Annotated in this window: 17 protein-coding genes; 5 read left to right on the top strand and 12 right to left on the bottom strand. The window is 33.1% G+C overall.

Features of this window, described 5'->3' with window-relative positions; translation table 11 throughout:
• The first annotated feature begins 1 nt into the window (after position 1).
• Positions 2 to 568 carry a phosphoribosylglycinamide formyltransferase gene (gene purN / locus OM967_RS03200; RefSeq protein ID WP_010402201.1) on the top strand — a complete coding sequence of 189 codons (567 nt, stop codon included), beginning with the start codon at positions 2 to 4 and terminating at the stop codon, positions 566 to 568.
• Here purN and OM967_RS03195 read toward each other — a convergent pair.
• The 4 genes from OM967_RS03195 to ribF are packed head-to-tail and all read right to left on the bottom strand — an operon-like array spanning position 562 to position 4,612.
• Complete coding sequence (locus tag OM967_RS03195; protein ID WP_250120438.1) at positions 562 to 1,884, bottom strand: M16 family metallopeptidase; 1,323 nt, start codon at positions 1,882 to 1,884, stop codon at positions 562 to 564. The genes purN and OM967_RS03195 overlap by 7 nt on opposite strands.
• A complete protein-coding gene (locus OM967_RS03190) occupies positions 1,871 to 3,202 on the bottom strand; it encodes a M16 family metallopeptidase (RefSeq protein ID WP_264337881.1) in 1,332 nt (443 codons plus the stop codon). The genes OM967_RS03195 and OM967_RS03190 overlap by 14 nt, the downstream gene beginning before the upstream one ends.
• Before the next feature lie 4 nt (positions 3,203 to 3,206).
• Positions 3,207 to 3,683: a signal peptidase II gene (lspA, locus tag OM967_RS03185; RefSeq protein WP_264337614.1), complete on the bottom strand. Its 477-nt coding sequence runs from the start codon at positions 3,681 to 3,683 to the stop codon at positions 3,207 to 3,209.
• Positions 3,680 to 4,612, bottom strand: coding sequence for a riboflavin biosynthesis protein RibF (gene ribF, locus OM967_RS03180; protein ID WP_063630547.1), 933 nt, complete (start codon positions 4,610 to 4,612; stop codon positions 3,680 to 3,682). The genes lspA and ribF overlap by 4 nt, the downstream gene beginning before the upstream one ends.
• A 68-nt stretch (positions 4,613 to 4,680) precedes the next feature.
• Here ribF and OM967_RS03175 point away from each other — a divergent pair, with 68 nt between their 5' ends.
• Together OM967_RS03175 and OM967_RS03170 are read left to right on the top strand one after the other, a co-directional pair.
• The gene (locus tag OM967_RS03175; RefSeq protein ID WP_006015443.1) at positions 4,681 to 5,052 is read left to right on the top strand and encodes a glutaredoxin; all 372 of its coding nucleotides are present in this window, start codon (positions 4,681 to 4,683) and stop codon (positions 5,050 to 5,052) included.
• Positions 5,053 to 5,147: 95 nt separating this feature from the next.
• Positions 5,148 to 6,020, top strand: a complete 873-nt coding sequence (locus tag OM967_RS03170) for a hypothetical protein (protein WP_007301937.1) — start codon at positions 5,148 to 5,150, stop codon at positions 6,018 to 6,020.
• Between the two features lie 239 nt (positions 6,021 to 6,259).
• On the opposite strand, the gene lepA is transcribed toward OM967_RS03170, so the two are convergent.
• From lepA to OM967_RS03150, 4 genes are all read right to left on the bottom strand, one after another.
• Positions 6,260 to 8,056: a translation elongation factor 4 gene (gene lepA / locus OM967_RS03165; protein ID WP_211908422.1), complete on the bottom strand. Its 1,797-nt coding sequence runs from the start codon at positions 8,054 to 8,056 to the stop codon at positions 6,260 to 6,262.
• Positions 8,057 to 8,137: 81 nt separating this feature from the next.
• On the bottom strand, positions 8,138 to 8,632 hold the full coding sequence (locus OM967_RS03160) for a hypothetical protein (protein ID WP_264337613.1): 495 nt from the start codon (positions 8,630 to 8,632) through the stop codon (positions 8,138 to 8,140).
• A gap of 16 nt (positions 8,633 to 8,648) precedes the next feature.
• The gene (locus OM967_RS03155; protein WP_264337612.1) at positions 8,649 to 9,149 is read right to left on the bottom strand and encodes a hypothetical protein; all 501 of its coding nucleotides are present in this window, start codon (positions 9,147 to 9,149) and stop codon (positions 8,649 to 8,651) included.
• A gap of 85 nt (positions 9,150 to 9,234) precedes the next feature.
• Positions 9,235 to 10,611, bottom strand: a complete 1,377-nt coding sequence (locus OM967_RS03150) for a malonyl-CoA decarboxylase (protein WP_250119982.1) — start codon at positions 10,609 to 10,611, stop codon at positions 9,235 to 9,237.
• A gap of 283 nt (positions 10,612 to 10,894) precedes the next feature.
• On the opposite strand from OM967_RS03150, the gene OM967_RS03145 reads away from it, so the two are divergent.
• Positions 10,895 to 11,587, top strand: a complete 693-nt coding sequence (locus tag OM967_RS03145; protein ID WP_211908418.1) for a TerC family protein — start codon at positions 10,895 to 10,897, stop codon at positions 11,585 to 11,587.
• Positions 11,588 to 11,816: 229 nt separating this feature from the next.
• Here the strand turns inward: OM967_RS03145 and guaA are convergent, their stop codons facing one another.
• The 4 genes from guaA to ccmC all read right to left on the bottom strand — a co-directional run bounded on the left by guaA (position 11,817) and on the right by ccmC (position 17,782).
• Positions 11,817 to 13,379, bottom strand: a complete 1,563-nt coding sequence (gene guaA, locus OM967_RS03140; protein ID WP_211908416.1) for a glutamine-hydrolyzing GMP synthase — start codon at positions 13,377 to 13,379, stop codon at positions 11,817 to 11,819.
• A 227-nt stretch (positions 13,380 to 13,606) separates the two neighbouring features.
• A complete protein-coding gene (locus OM967_RS03135) occupies positions 13,607 to 15,067 on the bottom strand; it encodes a type II secretion system protein GspD (RefSeq protein WP_264337611.1) in 1,461 nt (486 codons plus the stop codon).
• 579 nt (positions 15,068 to 15,646) lie between these two features.
• A complete protein-coding gene (locus tag OM967_RS03130; protein ID WP_211908412.1) occupies positions 15,647 to 16,687 on the bottom strand; it encodes a hypothetical protein in 1,041 nt (346 codons plus the stop codon).
• Positions 16,688 to 17,071: 384 nt separating this feature from the next.
• Positions 17,072 to 17,782 (bottom strand): heme ABC transporter permease CcmC, encoded by a 711-nt coding sequence (gene ccmC, locus OM967_RS03125; RefSeq protein WP_211908410.1) that lies wholly within the window; start codon positions 17,780 to 17,782, stop codon positions 17,072 to 17,074.
• Positions 17,783 to 17,924: 142 nt separating this feature from the next.
• On the opposite strand from ccmC, the gene OM967_RS03120 reads away from it, so the two are divergent.
• Complete coding sequence (locus OM967_RS03120) at positions 17,925 to 18,743, top strand: pyruvate, water dikinase regulatory protein (RefSeq protein ID WP_010402159.1); 819 nt, start codon at positions 17,925 to 17,927, stop codon at positions 18,741 to 18,743.
• Positions 18,744 to 18,765: the final 22 nt, after the last annotated feature.

The following is an 18,765-nucleotide window of genomic DNA, read 5'->3' as shown; positions in this document are numbered from 1 at the left end:
AATGAAAAAGATAAAACTCGGAATACTAATTTCAGGTAGAGGATCAAACATGCAGGCTTTAATAGAAGCATGTCAAGATCAGAATTTCCCTGCTGAAACTGTGTGTGTTATCACAAATAATAGTGAAGCTGGAGGCCTTAAAATAGCAAAGCAAGCAGGAGTTTCAGCGTTTGTTGTTGAAGATAAGCCACTTGATACTGATAAAATTCATGAAATACTTGTTCAACATAAGGTTGATTTAATTTGCCTTGCAGGGTTTATGAGAATTATAAAGGCCAATTTCCTGAATAAATGGCATAACAAAGTTATAAATATTCATCCCTCTTTACTTCCGTCATTTAAGGGCCTAAATGCTCAGGAGCAAGCTCTGAAAGCGGGTGTAAAAATTACAGGATGTACTGTGCATTATGTTACTCCTGAAATTGATGCTGGAGCCATAATCGCTCAAGCTACTGTTCCAGTGTTACCAAATGATGATGTTCACAGTCTCTCAGAGCGCATTCTAGCTGAAGAGCATAAGTGTTATGTAAAAGCAGTAAGATCAATAGCAGAAGGTATTAACTATTGACCTTGAGCGTTTCTTCCAACTTCAACAAAAAATAAATTTTCAGGATTCAGTAAAGAACTTGCCAGCTTGTTTACTTTTTCCAATTGAACATCATTAATGATATTTGCATAATTATTTATATGGTTAATATCACGATCATCTATCTGCATACTATCCAGTAACGTTGCTATATTCGCATTATTGGATAGAAAAGAGAAGATAAGGTTATTTACTAAACTGGTTTTTGCATCCTTGAATAATTGTTCGTCAATTCCTTCCTCTTTTATTCTGCTAAATGTATCTTTTACTGCTGATATAGCTTTGCTAGCAGTGGAACTATCAGTACTCATAAATCCAGATATAATATTTCCATGCTTATTAGGAACATTACGTGCACTAACACCATAAGTAATACCTAGATTTTGTCTCAACTCTTTCATCAGTATTGAGTTTAGACTCATACTACCAAGCGCATTAATCAAAACACTAGCATTATAGTAATTAGGGTCTTCATATGCTATGCCTTTTTGAGCAAAAAGTATTACACTCTGTGGTATATCCATAAAAACGCTCTTACTTTCTGCAGGCCCAAATTCATTTTTTACAGATACCTTCCTAACTTTCGATCTTTTTGATGGTAACTTAGATAAATATTTATCGAGCAGCGTACTAACTTCTTCTTTTGTTGCACAACCAACAATACTAATAACGATATTATCCTTAGTAAAACTACGCTTTATGTATGTTAAAACATCGTCTCTAGTAATGCTCATTATAGTGTCTAGAGTTCCATATGGATCTCTTGAGTAAGGATGTTTTTTGAACAACAACGTATCCAACTCTTTTGCAGCAATAAAATAAGGATCTTTTTCAAAATTATTAAAGTTTACTTTGGCTTTTTCAAAAACTCTATTCAATCCTTCAGGATCAACTTTAGGACGCATTATAGCATCACTTAGTAGTGAAATTGCATCCTCTAGATTCTCAGATAAAGTGTTTAATGAAACCCTAAATGCTTCTAAACCAGCAGTAAAATTTAAACTAATTCCTTTATCCTCAAGCTTTTTTACAAAATCTTTGGCATCATTTTTTCCTGCTCCTTCTTGAATTACAAGAGAAGTAAACCAAGCAAGCCCCTGCTTTTCTGCACTTTCATACACGTAACCTGCATCTTTGAATGATATATTGAGTGAAACTTTTGGTAGATCACGGTTTTCAATAAACAAAAACTTAAGCCCTTTATTAGTAGTAACCTCCTCTATATTTAGGTAGCTGCTCGCCTGCAAATTAAAGACCAGACAGAAAAAAAGTAGAAATACAAGCTTACTTATTCTCATCATCATTACCTCCTTTTGGTAACAAACGGCCGACTAATTTATTAGTAGAAAAAATAGTACGAATTTTGTGATTTACATCTTTCAGATTGACATCATTAATTTTGCTATGTGAAATGTCTATTTCATCAAGTGGGATACCTAGTGCTAGACGTGGTATATAAAACATTGCTACACTAGTTAAATCAGATAGATTATCAAACTGTGCTGCTTTGTATTTAGACTTTGTGCTTTGCAACTCTTCACTTGTTATTTCTTCAGAGGTAAAGTGATTAATAGAATTTTCTAACTCTCTTGCAACAGCATCCAAATTCACCCCGCTTTTTGGAGTTACCCGAATCTCAATGTAACCATTACTAAAAGCTAAGCTATTATAATAAGCAAACACTTCTACTGCTACATTCTTATCTAGAACTAAATCTTTATATAGCTTACTAGACTTGCCATGCCCCAAAACATCAACTGCCAAATCAACAGGAAAAGTTTCACTTATTTGCTCAAATAAAGGAACACTATAGCGAAAGTATAAAACTGGCTCTTTTACTTCAGTGCTTTCTAAAATTACCGATATATCTGCATTATGTATTGAATCTTGGTTCGGATAATGCTTAACTAAAGGCTCAGCTTTAATTGCACCATATTTTTCCTTTGCTAATCCTGCTACTTCTTCAAATTCTACATCACCAACAACGAGCAGTATAGCATTACCTGGATGATAATAGTTATCATGAAACCTTGTTATGTCATCTTGATTGTAAGTTTTAATATCGCTCTCCCAACCAATAACAGACCTACCATAGCCATTACGATAAAATGCACTGTTCATTTCCTCCCATAGTAAAGCTTCAGGATTATTATCAAATCTCATCTTTCTTTCTTCTAATACGATATTTTTTTCTCTATCTATTTTGTCTTGAGTAACATCAAAATTGCCCATTCTATCTGCTTCAATTTCCATTGCTAGTGGTAAATCTTTTTTGAGAACTAATTCGTAGTAGCAGGTGTATTCTTTAGTGGTAAAAGCATTAAATTGGGCCCCAATGCTGCCCAAAGTGGATTCTATGTCTTTAAATTTTCCTGTAGTTTCAAACATTAAGTGTTCAAAGTAGTGAGCCAAGCCTGTTTTGCCAATTGGGTCATCCATTCCCCCAACTTTATATATTATTGCATGAAAAACAGCTGGAATTCGGTGATTAGGTACTACATAAACATCCAATCCGTTACTGAGCTTAGCATGCTTTATGATTTCAGCTTCCAAAGAAATCGGACAAATGAAAAAAAACACAGATAGTATAAAAAAACTAAAGAATTTGCGAAGCATTATTTCATTCCTCATTTTGCTTAGAGATAGACCTATCATATATATACCACTTATATAACAATGTACACATTCCACAAACTATAGATAGATCTGCTAAATTAAAGGCTGGCCAATACCAATCATTGATATGAAAATATATGAAGTCATATACAGCTCCCCAATAGATTCTATCAATTACATTTCCGATCGCTCCACCAATCATCAGAGAAAAACTAAGGTAAATTGACTTATCATTAGATTTATATATCAAGTATGCAAGTATACCAATTATTAATATTGAACATGCTGAAAAAAAGAAGCTGCCATGCGGCAGAGTACTACACATTCCAAAGCTAATTCCTGAATTCCAAACTTCAACTAATTTCATAAAACTAGTAATCTCGATTGACTCCCCCTCATCAATCAAAGAGTTTATATACAATTTACTTGTTTGATCGAATGATGCTATAATCAATATAATAACTAAACATATCCTTTTCATAAATTTATCTTTAACTGGTAAGCCTTCATTATATCACGATCTATCTGTTTTGTTAACTCGTTAATACTATGGAATTTTTTTTCTGCCCTAATAAATTTTAAAAGTTGTATGTCAACCTTAAAATTGTATACATTTTCGTTGAAGTCAAATATATGCATTTCTACTATAGGTTTTTTTAAGTCCTTAAATGTAGGTCTCATACCAATGTTGACTACTCCATATAGCCAACTTGAACTATTTTCAGAAAATGCAACTTTGGCGTAATATGTACCAAGCTTAGGTTTTATCATGTAATCTTCTATCGGAATGTTTATGGTTGGAAACCCTATTTCTCTACCTCTACATGCACCTTTTGTTACAATACCAGAAACTTGATAAGACCTACCAAGTAATTTATTAGCAATTTCTATTTCGCCTTTTTGTAAACACTCCCTGATTGAGGAAGAAGAGCAAATTTTTCTATCGATTATCAATGGCTCTAATTTAGTTAAAGAATATTCATACATCTGAGAATATTTTTCTAGAGTTAATATGTTACCCAATCGTTTGTGACCAAAAGTACAACTTTCTCCAACAGTTATATGTTTAGCACCATACTTCTTTACCAAAATCTTACCAATAAAGTCATCGCAGCTAACCTCAGAAAAACCTCTACTAAAATTAATAATATACAAGTAATCTATACCATAGCTGCTGATTAGTTCCTTTTTTTGTTCTTGGTCTATCAACCTAAAATTGTTCCTACTAAATAAAACAGTTGATGGGTGAGGCTCAAAAGTTAAAACTGCAGAGGGTAATCCTCTTTCTTGTGCTACCTTCTTTAGATTGGAAATTGCAAACTTATGTCCTAAATGAACGCCATCGAAATTTCCGAAAGTTAGTGCCACATTATCTTTTATCCCTTGCTCACAGTTGTAAATAATTTTCATACAATTTGATATTTTATATATATTTTTTATATATAATAGTTGTATTTTATAAACTATGGAGATAAATCATGAAAAACACTAAAGGAAAAGTTGTAATATATGTGAAGAAGTACTGCCCATTCTGCAAGAAAGCAAAAGAGTTATTGGATGAAAAAGGTGTGAAATACGAAGAAATTGATGTACTTAGAAACTCGGATTTGTTTGACGGTATAAAATCAAAATATAACGTCAGGACAGTTCCACAAATTTTTATTACTGATGAAAATGGTGATTATGTACATCATATTGCTGGATGTGACAAATTGATGGATCTTGAAAAAGAAGGAAAGTTGGATAATATGTTAAATAACAATGAAGATAGCATTAATGCAACAGCTTACACAAGCGGCAGTGATGAACACGAGGGATGTAATATAATACATAATGAAGATTTTATGTGATTTTTTTGTCTTACTGTTGCTGGCATACCCACTTTAAACAATTTTTAATGAATTAAAAATACAATTCATCTAGTGAGTTTTTTTAGTGGGAAAAAATGATAAAAAATATTATAATTGTTAGCAAAAACTTAATTAGTATTGAATTAATTAACAAACAAGATTTAGAGAGTTTCATCAAGATTTTCACAGTGCTTGATAAGCATATAGCAGCTAAAACTCTTTTTACAGAAGAAGTGACAATAGAGTATAAACAACACAATTGCATAGAAGTTGTTGAATTGATAAAAGATACAGGTTTTACATATCATGATGTTGAGAATGTGTTAAATCACCTAAGTAATCATGGAATGAAAGTACCAAGTAGCGTTATAGCAAGCACCCTTTCTTCTTCATACAATCACGCACTTGAGTCTAAGGATGTAGCATTTGCCTGTTCTAAAGGGTTGCCACAATTTTACATCAGGGTAAATAAGAATACCTTTATAATGACTCCTATAAGTGAAGAGAATCTGGAATTGAATTCGCAAAATAGCAAAATGCTTATAGAGTCATTAAAGAGCGAAAAAAGCACTTATGATTGCATAGTGGAAGAAAATATCATCAAAGTTATAGTGCATTCTGAAATACATCAGGCTATAAACTCGATTATAAAATCACTGATAAAGTCTTGCCTTTTAGCAAGAGATGAAGAAGAAAAATTCAAAGAGAAATTGAGACAACTTGCTTTTAAAGATCAAGCTTTCGTTGAGTATTCTAGCATCAAAACCATTCATAGATATCCGAATAACCATCCTCTGAGAAAGCATGAAAGTGTTATTAAAGATATAGAAAATATTTTATGTGATTTCATAATAAATGAGAACAGCGGGTTTGCTATAGAGCGGTTAAATAGACTGGGCTCAGAAGTCTCTCCAAATACTCCAAGAATCATCACTAAAACTATAGATAAGCTTGTTAAGTTTCACTAAAATGTTGTTGGAATGGTTTTAGCCAATGTCTACATATATCTGATTTTTACTGATTGAGTGGAGCAATTGAGCTGCTCTCTGTCATCCCAGCGTTTAACACTGGGATGATTTCGTTGTATGGTATCTTGTATAGTGTTTTACAAATTCACATAGCTATTTCAAATTTACCTATATCAATGTCAGTAAATTTATTGAGAAAATATCACTTAGTTCTTTAAATTTATGTTTTTGGATATATATTAATCATTTATTTTCAAAGCCTCAATAAAAGCATTTTGTGGGATGTTTATGTTTCCCACAGAATGCAATCTTTTCTTACCTTTCTTCTGCTTTTCAAGCAGCTTCATCCTTCGTGTGACGTCTCCACCATAGAGCTTGGCTGTTACATCTTTTCTATACGGGTTAATCGTTTCTCTAGCAATAATTTTTCCGCCTACTGCCGCTTGAATCGCGATTTTATATTGCTGGCGTGGTATCAAGTCTTTCAAACGTGCACATATTTCGCGGCCTCTTTTTTCTGCCCTGCTTTTATGAACAATGCAGGCTAACGCATCCACAGGTTCTCCATTAACTAAAAAACTTAATTTATCTATCTGACTTTCCTGATAATCGGATATTTCCCAATCTAAACTTGCATATCCCTTGGAAATTGATTTTAGTCTATCGTAAAAATCAAAAACAACCTCAGACAGCGGTAATTTATACTTCAGTAGTGCTGTTGTCGTATTACCAACATAAGATAAATCCTGCTGTTCTCCTCTCCTCTCTTCACACAGAGATAGAATCTCTCCTAAATATTGATCAGGTACCATTATAGTTGCAGTGATCCACGGTTCTTCCACTATTTCAATTTTTGTAGGGTCTGGCATATCGCTTGGGTTATGGATATTTAAAACTTTACCATTTTGTATTGCAACTTTATATATAACACTCGGTGCAGTTGCTGTTAGATCTAAATCAAATTCTCTTTCGAGTCTTTCTTGAATGACTTCAAGATGTAGCATTCCTAAGAAACCGCAACGAAATCCATAACCTAGGGCATTTGACGTTTCAGCATCAAATGTAAAACTAGCATCATTTAAATGTAATTTTTCTAGTGCTTCCCTTAAATATTTAAAATCATCTGTGTTATTGGGAAAAATACTGCAAAATACTACAGGATGTACTTCTTTAAAGCCAGGTAATGCCTTGCTGCACGGCCTTTTCTCTTCAGTAATAGTGTCTCCTACTTTGCAGTCTGCTACTTCTTTCATTGAAGCAGTTATAAAACCAACTTCACCTGCTGAAAGTTCACCAGTCATAACTTTTTTAGGAGTGAAAATACCGATATTATCGACCTGATATGTAGCATTATTAGACATCATAACGATTCTCATGCCTTTTTTTAGTACTCCATTTTTAACTCGCACTAAAATTACTACTCCTAGGTAAGGATCATACCAACTATCAACTAAAATTGCTTGCAGTGGAGCATTTGTATCACCTTGAGGAGCGGGAAGTTTTGTCACTATAGCTTCAAGTACATCCTTTATCCCAAGACCAGTTTTTGCCGATATCAAAATTGACTCACTTGCATCAATACCAATTACTTCTTCAATCTGAAGCTTTACCTTTTCTGGATCTGCAGCAGGAAGGTCAACTTTATTGAGCACAACTATTATCTCATGATTATTGTCAATTGCCTTGTACACATTTGCCAGAGTCTGAGCTTCAACTCCTTGGCTGCTGTCCACCACCAAAAGTGAGCCTTCACATGCAGCTAAGCTTCGGCTGACTTCATATGAAAAGTCAACATGACCTGGTGTGTCCATGAGGTTGAGGCAATATTTATTACCATTATTTGCAGTGTAATTGAGTCTTACCGTTTGTGCTTTGATTGTGATTCCGCGTTCACGCTCTATATCCATTGAGTCAAGTACCTGATTGGTCATTTCCCTTGTCTCAAGACCGTTACATTCTTCTATCAAACGATCAGCAAGAGTTGACTTCCCATGATCTATATGTGCTATTATTGCAAAATTTCTTATATTGTTCATAGATCTACTTATTTAAGTAGATCTATTTTACATTTTAAGTATTACAAGAGCAATTATTTATATCTCTTTTTGCTAAAAACATTAAGCTGAAGTCCTTGCCAATGGCCGGCAATGCTCATTAGCTGATGCTTGCTTCACTGTGCTACTTGGATCTTCTTGCTGTCTACACGTTTTTACTGCATCAGCAAGGCTTAGGTAACCAAGGACAGGAACTTTAATTTTTACATCTTTATTTTTTTCTAAATCTTTATCATCTGGTTTATTACTTACTATTTTAATACTGCCATCGCTAGCACTTAATGTGATGCTACATTCCCTTTCACCTACATACCAGTTAAACTTTATTCCATATTGAGCTGCAGTACCTAAATTATAGTATCTAACCCCCTCATGTATGTAGCCACTGATAGGTTCTTTTTGATCTCCACTTGAAAGAAGAAAACCGGCAATATTGTTTTCTTTACAAAATTCACTATTTAAAAATTCGCTTACCCTAATATCTGTGTTTTTATTGTCGTCTTTTAGCTTGATTGTTGCATAAAGAGAATTTTGATCCTTACGCTTTTCAATTGACACCGCATCAATGGTGCCATTATTTTATGTACTTGCCAAACTCCTCTTTAGCTTTCTCTTCTAACTCTTTTTGCCTTGCTGCACTTTGTTGTTGTTGCGTTTTTTCTAGCGCTTCTTCCATTTTTTTCTTAAGTGATTCGATATCACAAATTAACACAGATTCATCAATGTTGGGGATCGCTGATTCTTGGCCCACTCCTGTCTTCAATCCTTTAATTATGTTTACTATCTTTAAGATAGACTCTAAGTTTTGATAATATACATCAATTTTTTTACTATTTAGGCTACCCTTATTTTTATCCCAGTCATCACTGATGTGAGAAAACATTGAATCAAGCCCTTTGTAAATTGTTCCCAATTCACTTGATTCCTCTAGGCTTATTCCATCACATTTAATACTACTAACACAATCATTGAATGACTTTATTTCTTCAGGATCTATAAAGAGACTGTGCAGTTCCTTACGCTCTACTCTATCTTGTATTTTTTGTTTTATTGCTTTTAATATCTTACTATTCATATATTTTACCTCATAAAGCTATTCAATATTATATACATAAAGATTAGGAAATGTTAAAACTTTCTACATTCTTGCATACTTCCTATTATTCTTTTAACATAGACGATACTTTTTTTGAATGAGAAGTCGCTTTATTAATCATATAATTCTCATGATTGTTATCTATTTTAGGCAGCTCATACAGATAATTCACCATTATTCCGGCTGACTGACTAATGCCTTTTTCAGAAGTATCAGCCATCCAGTTGATTTGTTTTATTGATGCACCATTGCTTAAATGAAAGTGTGCTACTGGATCATAAGCACCCCCACCACTGCTTTTAACCTTTAGCAAATAATGTGCACAAAGTTTCAGTAGGGACTGTTTTTCGCATTCAATGTTAGTTTTTATGCTTTCTAAAATTTCTGTACCTGATTGTTTTATATTAAGCTTACCTAATAAAGCTACGTCTTGATTTTTTAGCCATTTTGTAAATCCAGGAACTGGAGAAAGAGTTGCATACACTTTTACGCTTTTAAATTCTTGCGATAGTTTTTCTACGACTCTCTTTATTAAAAAGTTACCGAGGCTAATTCCAGATAAACCAGTTTGAGTGTTTGATATTGAATAGAATATAGCAGTACTTGCACTGCTTGGGTCACTTGAAGGAACTGACTCGTCCAAAACGTGTTGAATACTATCTGCAATCTCATTCATCAGTGCAACCTCTACAAAAATTAAAGGTTCATTTGGTATTTTGTAATGAAAGAAAGCAAAACAGAGACGATCAGAATCTAGTCTGTTTTTTAAGTCATCCCAAGAGGAAATTTTATGTACAGCTTCATATTTTATAAGTTTTTCCAACAATGATGCAGGTGAATCCCAAGTGATTTGATGAAGATCAAGTAGATCAACATCAACCAAAGTACAAAGTATACTTTTTAATTCGTTTTCTAGTGGACTTAGACTTTTATATTGATTCTTCAGCTTGAGTACATCAGAACGCATATCAACAATAAACTTAAGGCCCTCCGGTAAGGAGATAAACTGCTTCAATATTTTAGAGCGTGGTGATTCAAGGACTTTTATTAAGTCTTGTTCAAACTTATAGCTCGACTCAGAATCTTGATTTTTCTTATATACTTTTATTTCTTCATCTATTTTCGTTTTATCCGGATTGAACTTTTCTGCCAGGGTTTGTAAAAATTTTATTTGACCTGCCTCTGATAAACTCAAGTACAAATTACCAAGAGATACGGTGTTCTTACGTGCTGAGACTTCACCCCCCTTTGGGTTTAAGCATTCGTTCATCTTCAAGACTAAACTATCGACATCGCGACTACTACTTAAATCAGGGCTAATATTGCCAACCCATGACCTTACAGCATCTGCTACTTCACCTAATATTTTAAAAAAGCCCTTTGGTGCTTTCTTATCTTCAACTTTTACTATATCAGTTTTTGCTAATGACTCTTTTATCATATTTCCTTTTATCGTGTATCTATCTTAATTTAAAGAAAAATCTTAGTCTACAAAGAAGGCATATATTTTCATGGTACAACTATTTTACAATCTATTTAAAATTTTCGTAAAGAGAGTTAGATTTTTAATTTCATTATTTCTCTTACAAAAGTACTTTTATTATAAAAATGCTCTTTTTTCTCTCCCCCTTTTCCGGGTAAGGCTGATTTTTTAATTACCTAGTCGAAGTTACTTAATTTTTACACATCTATTGTAAAGTACAAAGGCTGACTTTGGAATGAAAATGCTAGCTGATGCTTGGACTTTATTGATACTTACGCTACTTGAAACTATACTTGGTATAGACAATTTAATCTTTATTTCTCTAGCAATAGATAAGGTGCCAAATCTGCTGAGAGAAAGAGCCCGCCTGATAGGTTTTGGCTTGGCGCTATTGATGCGTTTTGTAATATTATTTTTTATATCACATATATTATCAATGGAAAAGCCTATATTTTACTCTGTATCACTAGATATTTCAGTAAAAGATTTGCTTATGATTGCAGGAGGGTTATTTCTTATTGTTAAAAGTTCTATGGAGTTATGGAGCGAAATTTTTGTACATAAGGAGAACAAAACAAAGGCAAACGTTAAATCACAATTTTTTTTAGTTGTGCTACAAATTATATTAATAGATTTAGTTTTTTCTGTTGATTCAATATTAACTGCTATAGCATTAACTCATAATATGATAATCATTGCTATAGCATTTACATTTTCCATATTAGCAATGCTATTTTCATCAAGTTATACCGCTAAGTTAATAAAATCCAGCCCAAGCTTAAAAGTAATTGCCATTCTATTTATGTTACTCATCGGTATATATTTAATACTTGAAGGACTTCACATAGAGCTACCAAAAGCATATTTGTATTCTTCATTTATGTTTGCAATGCTTGTGGAAGCTATAAGCAAAATAAAGAAAATGCGGCCTTGAAATTATTTTGCACAAAGCAAAAGTCTAATTTTTATTCCGGTGTGTGACGAATATCTGTACGAACATTTCGATGTCATCCGAGTAGCTGACACTGGGATCCATTATTCTTTTTTTCTGGATTCCAGCGTCACGCGCTGGAATGACATTAAATAGTTTTCCTTAAAATTTGAGCTATGCAAGCAGCCTCTTTGGTGTGATTCGAGTAGCTGAAACTGGAATGAAATTATTGCTACTCCCACTCAATAGTTGCTGGTGGCTTGGAAGTTAAATCATACACAACTCGATTTACTCCAGAAACTTTGTTAACAATTATACTACTGATGTCTTGCAAAAACCTCCAAAATACTAACGAATGTTGATCTTTATTTTCAAATGGAAATGCATCAGCTGTCATGCCATCAGATGAAGTCACAGCCCTTAAAGCGCAAACATATCCGTATGTACGATTATCTCCCATAACTCCCACAGTTTTTACTGGTAACAGTACAGCAAAAGCCTGCCATATTTTATCATACAGATCATAATTTTTCATTGTGTTGATATATATTTCATCTACTTCTTGCAATATTCGTACCTTTTCTTCATCAACCTCACCTATGATCCTCACTGCAAGTCCAGGTCCAGGAAATGGATGTTGCAATATTATCTCATCTGAAAGCCCAATTTCTTTGCCAAGCAGCCTTACTTCATCTTTAAAGAGATAGCGTAAAGGTTCTACTAGTTTCAGATTCATTTTTTCTGGCAACCCACCAACATTGTGATGAGATTTAATTGTACTAGTGTTTCCTGAAGCGTGCCCTGATTCAACTACATCAGAGTAAATGGTGCCTTGCATTAAAAAATCCACATCACCTATTTTTTTTGCCTCTTCTTCAAATACTTCGATAAAAGTATTGCCGATAATTTTTCGCTTTTCTTCCGGATCAGTTATTCCCCTTAACCTACTTAAAAACAAGTTTGATTTATCAACGTAATTTATTGGAATTTCTTTTAACATAGCAGTGGTCTGGCTCTTACGCAATAACCCAGTATCGATAAAAATACAGTTTAATTGTTTTCCTATAGCTTTGTGTGTAAGAACTGCTGCAACACTTGAATCAACTCCCCCACTTACTGCAGCAATTACTTTTTTCTCCCCTACTAAGTTTTGAATTTTTTCCTTCTGTTTTTCAATGAATGACTTCATTGTCCAATCTCTCTCACAATTTGCAATATCTAAGAAATTAGAGAGAAGTTTACTACCATTTGTCGTAGGCTTAACTTCAGGATGGAACTGAGTACAGTAAATCTTCCGCTGTTCGTTGGCAATTATTGCGATTGTTTGATTTATTATACCTGAGGCAATAGCAGTAAATCCTTGCGGTATAGTTTCGACACTGTCTGCATGGTTCATTAGCACATCGATTTCGGAATTAACGTCCCAAGTATCCTTTATAATTGGGGATTCTTTTAGTATCTTGATTTTAGTTTTGCCAAATTCCTGATTGAATTCTTTTCTTACCTTTGCCCCGAAATAATGACAAATGAGTTGCTGTCCATAACATATTCCAAGTATAGGAGTGTTTATTGTTTCGTTAAGTTTTATAATTTTATGTGCTACTTCACTTACTTCAGAGCAATTGTCATTTACAGATTGCGGTCCTCCAGAAAAAATAAATCCATTGAATTTTGATACTGTTTTGAAATCGATATTGCTTGGAAATATTTCACAGTAAACGCCCATTTCCCTGATTTGTCTTGCAATAAGCTGTGTAAACTGTGAACCAAAATCAATAACGGCAATTGCTGACAATGTGCTCCTCCATATTATTTAAAGCAATATTTGATAATAAAGAAAACAATAAAGTAAGTAAACTAAGACCTGTTTAAAAACTTTAATAAATGACTAAAGTAACTTAAATTTACTGCAAAAGCTTTATGATTAAGCTGTCTTAATTATCATTCCGATACTCTCTTCTTATCATAATAGCAACCCCAACATCTTTCCTTAAGTTGATGCCATTGCCTGAACGGATACGTTTAATATATATATAAATTCCTATCTTTTGTATCTAATAAACCAAGTGTTGGTACGATTGTTGCTTTCAGGAAGATGACGGTTTCTACTGTCTTAGCCAGTTTTTTTGACTTTTGATGCAATAAGTTTTGGTTATCTTTTCTATGCTCTATAAGCCCACCAATTACCATAACTTCGCCGCTCTTAATTTTTAACGTAGAGTGCATTTCTCTGGTTTCAATAATTGGAATGTCACTATTTAACTTCATTTTATTCTGTTGTGCGACATATTCTATATTTGGGTCTTTAGTGTAATCGTTAATTCTTGATAAGGTTGGGTGTATATCCATGAATATTTCATTAGTATCAATGTTAATGCTTGGGTGGATTATTAACACCACACCTATTGGAGTGCTATTCATCTTGGTAATTAATGCATGATTAGAATTTTTGGTATTTTTCTGTATATCGGAAGTAAAATAGATATGGTTTTTAGTAAATGAAATCATTGCTTGCTGATTATTTATAGCATGTACTCTAGGGCTTGAAATTACGGTTGAAGTGCCAAATTTGCCTAAATTTTTTACTAAATCTCCTAAATCACTAACACTAGAGTTAATTGCTAGGTCAATAATAGAGTTACCTTGATTTGTTATAGATTTGGTTTCATTATGCAAATCATTTAAGTTGATACCAGAAAGGTATTTATCGTCTAATAAAACTTCAACTATTTTGGCCTCGATCATTACTTGAGAAGACGCCAATTTCTTAACTTTATTAATATATTCTTCAACAGCTTTGTGAATATCTTTTCTAGCATTTAGAATAATGACACCAGCTTCTCTGTTGGATGAAAGAAACTCACCATCATCTACTCCGTTAACATCCATTATTGCATTTAAGCCTTTTTCTAATGAATTCCATAAATCACTACTATATTGAGATTTCATATAGTTTCTATCACCATCACTGTCGGTAATATTGTTACCAATGATAAAACTCCTTTGCGCAGAGTGTTGAATATTGATGAAGTCTACGTAATAATTTTGTGCATATGGCAAATCTTGTTCAATTCTAATTACACCATTATTCATTGAGTAACGCAATTTGGCGCTGTTGGCTATATTCTGAATTACTTCGTTTACGTTCTTATCTTTTAGTTTTAAAGTAATATTACCTGATATTTTGGGGTCTATGTCTAAGTTAATGTCAGAAAGTTTTCCTATCTCAATCGGTAAATCCTTTACTGGTACTTTTTCATCAACATTAATCGAAAGAAACTGATTACTGGTTGTAAGATCGGGAAACTCTACCGTTAAAGGTATCATTTCTGGTATTGCTGGTTCGTTATTCTTCAAAGGAGTATTATATTGTTGCAACGAATAATCGTGCTTATAATTGTCTATATTAACAGAATGTTGCTTATTAGGTAGATGTGTACAAGAAATAATGAAAAGGAGTATTAAACATTTTAAAATAGCCATGAGGGCAGCATACAAATCTATACTAATAGTTTTCTATAAAAATGTTAAAAATGTATTTAATTGTATCCGTTCAGGGGAGTGGTTTAAGAAATGATAGATAGGAGATTATGAAAAGGGTTTAGCCGCATGGAAGTGGGATGAAAAGAAGCACTGGTTTCACATGCGTCTGAACAGACACCATTTTACAGCATTTTAAATTTGTCCTGTGCAATGTTTGTACAGTTGCGATAAAAATTACTTGACAAATTTTGACAGCTTTGTTATTTTGATAGTGAAGATATTCTAGAGCTCGAAATCTATCTTCGTCTGCAGACTTTTCAACTTCATTAATTTATAATCTCTAGTTAAAGTATATTGTACTTATGTATAGATAACTTCTATCATAGCTATATACATTTTTCTGAGTTTTTTTGTATTACTTAGGAGGGTCATCATGTTTAAAATCATGGATTACGCATATCATTGACATAAATGCCTTAAAAGGACAGATGGTACCTACGTCCTCTTTATATAGATTATGTATTTGTTCAGATACGACTAAATTGTGTCTAGTGTAGAAAAAATTAGACAAATTCAGCGTTATATAGAACCAAATTCAACGGAAGTAGAATTATCCTCATTTCCATAATAGTAAGGATTTGCCTCTTGCGTATTATTAACAGCAGTTTTTAATAGTACTTCCTTATCACTATTCCATGCAACTTTCTCCATAATTGGAATATAATCCTTACACTTTTGATTATCTCCACAATCCTTGATTTTACCATCATCATTTAGATAACGCTTCAATGCATCATAGTATACTTTAGTGTTATTACCCTCTTTATCTACCATTTGTCCTAAGGTATTAACAAGTATCAATGGTGCAACTTGTTTTGCTTTTACAACACTTGTTTCACTGGACTCTCTAAAGAGATTAGGGCATGATCCTCTAGAAAAAAAGCTCTTGTTGAATTCTGGATTACTACGGTAAACGTTCGGGTAACAGAAACTCTTAATCTCTTCTTCTCGACACGCTAACTCTATTTGATCATCCACACATTTTTCACATTCTATATTACCAAGCCAGGATATTGAATTAAGATCCTCTGTAAAGGCAAATTTAAAATTTACTGCACCATAATTACCATTTGCTCCCTCTTCTATATATTTTGCAATCTTAGGATTACTGTACATCTCAGGATATAATTCCTTTAGTAAATCAGATGCACTAAAACCTTGACAACCTATCTTATTATCAACTTTATAAAAATGAGAATACGGCCCACAATTTTCATACTTGGAACAATCTGAGGTTACTTTTCGAGATGTAATTTCTCCATTTTCATTTTCTCCTTCATCGTTAACAGGTTCGCCCGTACCACTTCCTTTTTTACATTCTTCAGCTATTTTTTTATACCACTCAGTCTCTGCTTTTGCTCGCTTAACCTCCTCTTCACATTTCGTAAGCTTCTTTTCTACTAGTTCAAAATCCTCTTTTACTACGGAACTATTTGTAAATTCCTTCTCAGTCGTAGTTTCACCCTCAGTGATCTCATCTATATCCTCTTCACCATAAAAAAGTTTGTTGTTATATAAATAACTATTATTAATTTGGTTACTATAGGTGTTTTTTGACATCGGCACCTCCTCTACAGTCAAAATTGAAATTGTATTAAAATAAAAAAACTACAAATTTAATGTGAGTAAAAGAAACCACATTTCAAGAAACTTCATGGTAACTTAGGAGCTATTATAAGCTAAAGTAATTAAAAATTTAATAACTTGCATTATAAATATAGCATATCTATCAATAAAAATTTTCTTTCAATTTCTAACGTATCTTTGCTAATTTTGCATACAGTTCACCTTAGAGAGTCATGATTCTTCTACTTTCATGTGATTAATCACTATAATCTTGAAGTGTGGTTTGTACGTAATTAGTTCTGGAACTTGCTAATGGATGATTGCTCTACATTTTAATCTCTGTCGCTGTTCACAACATTACACTCTGGAACTGCATACCTAATATCGCATACTGATTTCTCTCTTTATCTTCTGCAAATTAATTAAATGAAGGGCATTAAGTATCCACACTACTAAAAAGAATGTTGCACAAAATATAAACATTGCAATGAGTGGCAGCAGTAAAGAACCTTCTATTGCTACTCCACCTTTTCTAAAAATACTTGCTGGCTGATGAAGAGTAGACCATAAATTCACAGAAAATTTTACTATGGGAATATTTATAGCACTAAAAATGGCAAATACTGCTGATGATTTCTCTGCTCTTGCTTGATTATCAAAAGCGCTCCACAATGAAAGATAACCAACATACAGAAAAAACAAAATCAGCATTGAAGTAAGCCTTGCATCCCATACCCACCAAGTACCCCATGTTCCTTTTCCCCAGATGCTACCTGTGATTAAACATATTGCCGAAAAGACTGTCCCTGCAGGAGCAGCAGCATGTGCCAAAACACTAGCAACGCTATTGTTCCACACCAATGAAATGAAACTGAGTGATGCAATGAGTCCGTATATTCCAAGAGCAAGCCATGCAGAAGGCACATGAAGATACATAATTCGTACGATTTCTCCTTGTTTATAATCTCCTGGGGAGAAGAATAATGCCAAGAACATTCCAATTAAAAAACATGCGAAACAAATAACCCCAAGCCAAGGTAGAGCTTTTTTAGTAAAAGAAGTGAAATTTGTAGGCTTTAATAAAAACATTCGTTTTGAGAATAATTGTGTTAAGAATTTATCAATTAGTTTGAGTTTTATCAACAAGATAGTTTTTCTATATTTACGTAGTATAATAAATTAGCACAATTTCAGTACCAGATTGCTTGCTATTATTTTTAGTATAACGTTGATGATCCTTAAAAAGCTTAACCTACACTTAGTGTCAGATTCAAGTGGTGAAACTGTTATATCAGTTGCAAAATCAGCTCTGAAACACTTTCGTTCTGTAGAAACGATCGAATATGTTTGGTCTTTCGTAAAAGGAGAAGAGCAGATTGACAAAATTTTAGAGGAAATTAATAGAAAAAGTGATGAGCATAATTTTGTTATATGCACTATTACTAATGATGAGCTAAGAAAATATCTAAAAAATAATTGTATAAAGCTAAAAATTCCCTACAGAGCGATATTATCACACATTATTAGGGAAATCTCATCCTATCTTGAAATTGAAAAAGACGAAAAACTTGACTTACATGCTGAGATAAATAACGAATATTTTCAGCGCATTGAGGCAATAAACTATACCATTAATCATGATGATGGACAAAATATTCAAGATATTGATAAAGCCGATATAATTTTGGTTGGAGTTTCACGCACATCAAAATCTCCCACCAGTATGTATTTAGCTTACCGAGGCTATAAAGTTGCAAATGTTCCTTTTGTTAGCGAGATACCCTTTTACGTCGACTTAGCAAAATTAAAAAATAAACTGACTATAGGAGTAACAATAGACGTAAGAAGGCTAATAGAAATACGCAAAAATAGACTGACTTCAATTAATAATGAAGGTAATAATATATATGCTGACCCTAGAAAAGTAGAAAAGGAAATTAAAGAAGCAGAGGAGTTCTTTAAGCAAAATAACTGGCCAATTATTGATGTCACGCAAAGGTCAATCGAAGAAGTATCAGCAACAATTATACAGTATTTTAATAAAATGTGAAAAATTTATCAATTGACTAACT

Source organism: Wolbachia endosymbiont (group B) of Dolichovespula media (assembly GCF_947179505.1).
Classification (GTDB): domain Bacteria; phylum Pseudomonadota; class Alphaproteobacteria; order Rickettsiales; family Anaplasmataceae; genus Wolbachia.
This window is presented reverse-complemented; position numbering and strand designations above follow the sequence as displayed.

Excerpts from the sequence above, each read along its gene's own strand:
- purN (WP_010402201.1), top strand. The coding sequence starts at position 2 with ATGAAAAAGATAAAACTCGGAATACTAATTTCAGGTAGAGGATCAAAC.
- OM967_RS03195 (WP_250120438.1), bottom strand. The coding sequence starts at position 1,884 with ATGAGAATAAGTAAGCTTGTATTTCTACTTTTTTTCTGTCTGGTCTTT.
- OM967_RS03190 (WP_264337881.1), bottom strand. The coding sequence starts at position 3,202 with ATGCTTCGCAAATTCTTTAGTTTTTTTATACTATCTGTGTTTTTTTTC.
- lspA (WP_264337614.1), bottom strand. The coding sequence starts at position 3,683 with ATGAAAAGGATATGTTTAGTTATTATATTGATTATAGCATCATTCGAT.
- ribF (WP_063630547.1), bottom strand. The coding sequence starts at position 4,612 with ATGAAAATTATTTACAACTGTGAGCAAGGGATAAAAGATAATGTGGCA.
- OM967_RS03175 (WP_006015443.1), top strand. The coding sequence starts at position 4,681 with ATGAAAAACACTAAAGGAAAAGTTGTAATATATGTGAAGAAGTACTGC.
- OM967_RS03170 (WP_007301937.1), top strand. The coding sequence starts at position 5,148 with ATGATAAAAAATATTATAATTGTTAGCAAAAACTTAATTAGTATTGAA.
- lepA (WP_211908422.1), bottom strand. The coding sequence starts at position 8,056 with ATGAACAATATAAGAAATTTTGCAATAATAGCACATATAGATCATGGG.
- OM967_RS03155 (WP_264337612.1), bottom strand. The coding sequence starts at position 9,149 with ATGAATAGTAAGATATTAAAAGCAATAAAACAAAAAATACAAGATAGA.
- OM967_RS03150 (WP_250119982.1), bottom strand. The coding sequence starts at position 10,611 with ATGATAAAAGAGTCATTAGCAAAAACTGATATAGTAAAAGTTGAAGAT.
- OM967_RS03145 (WP_211908418.1), top strand. The coding sequence starts at position 10,895 with ATGCTAGCTGATGCTTGGACTTTATTGATACTTACGCTACTTGAAACT.
- OM967_RS03135 (WP_264337611.1), bottom strand. The coding sequence starts at position 15,067 with ATGGCTATTTTAAAATGTTTAATACTCCTTTTCATTATTTCTTGTACA.
- OM967_RS03130 (WP_211908412.1), bottom strand. The coding sequence starts at position 16,687 with ATGTCAAAAAACACCTATAGTAACCAAATTAATAATAGTTATTTATAT.
- ccmC (WP_211908410.1), bottom strand. The coding sequence starts at position 17,782 with ATGTTTTTATTAAAGCCTACAAATTTCACTTCTTTTACTAAAAAAGCT.
- OM967_RS03120 (WP_010402159.1), top strand. The coding sequence starts at position 17,925 with ATGATCCTTAAAAAGCTTAACCTACACTTAGTGTCAGATTCAAGTGGT.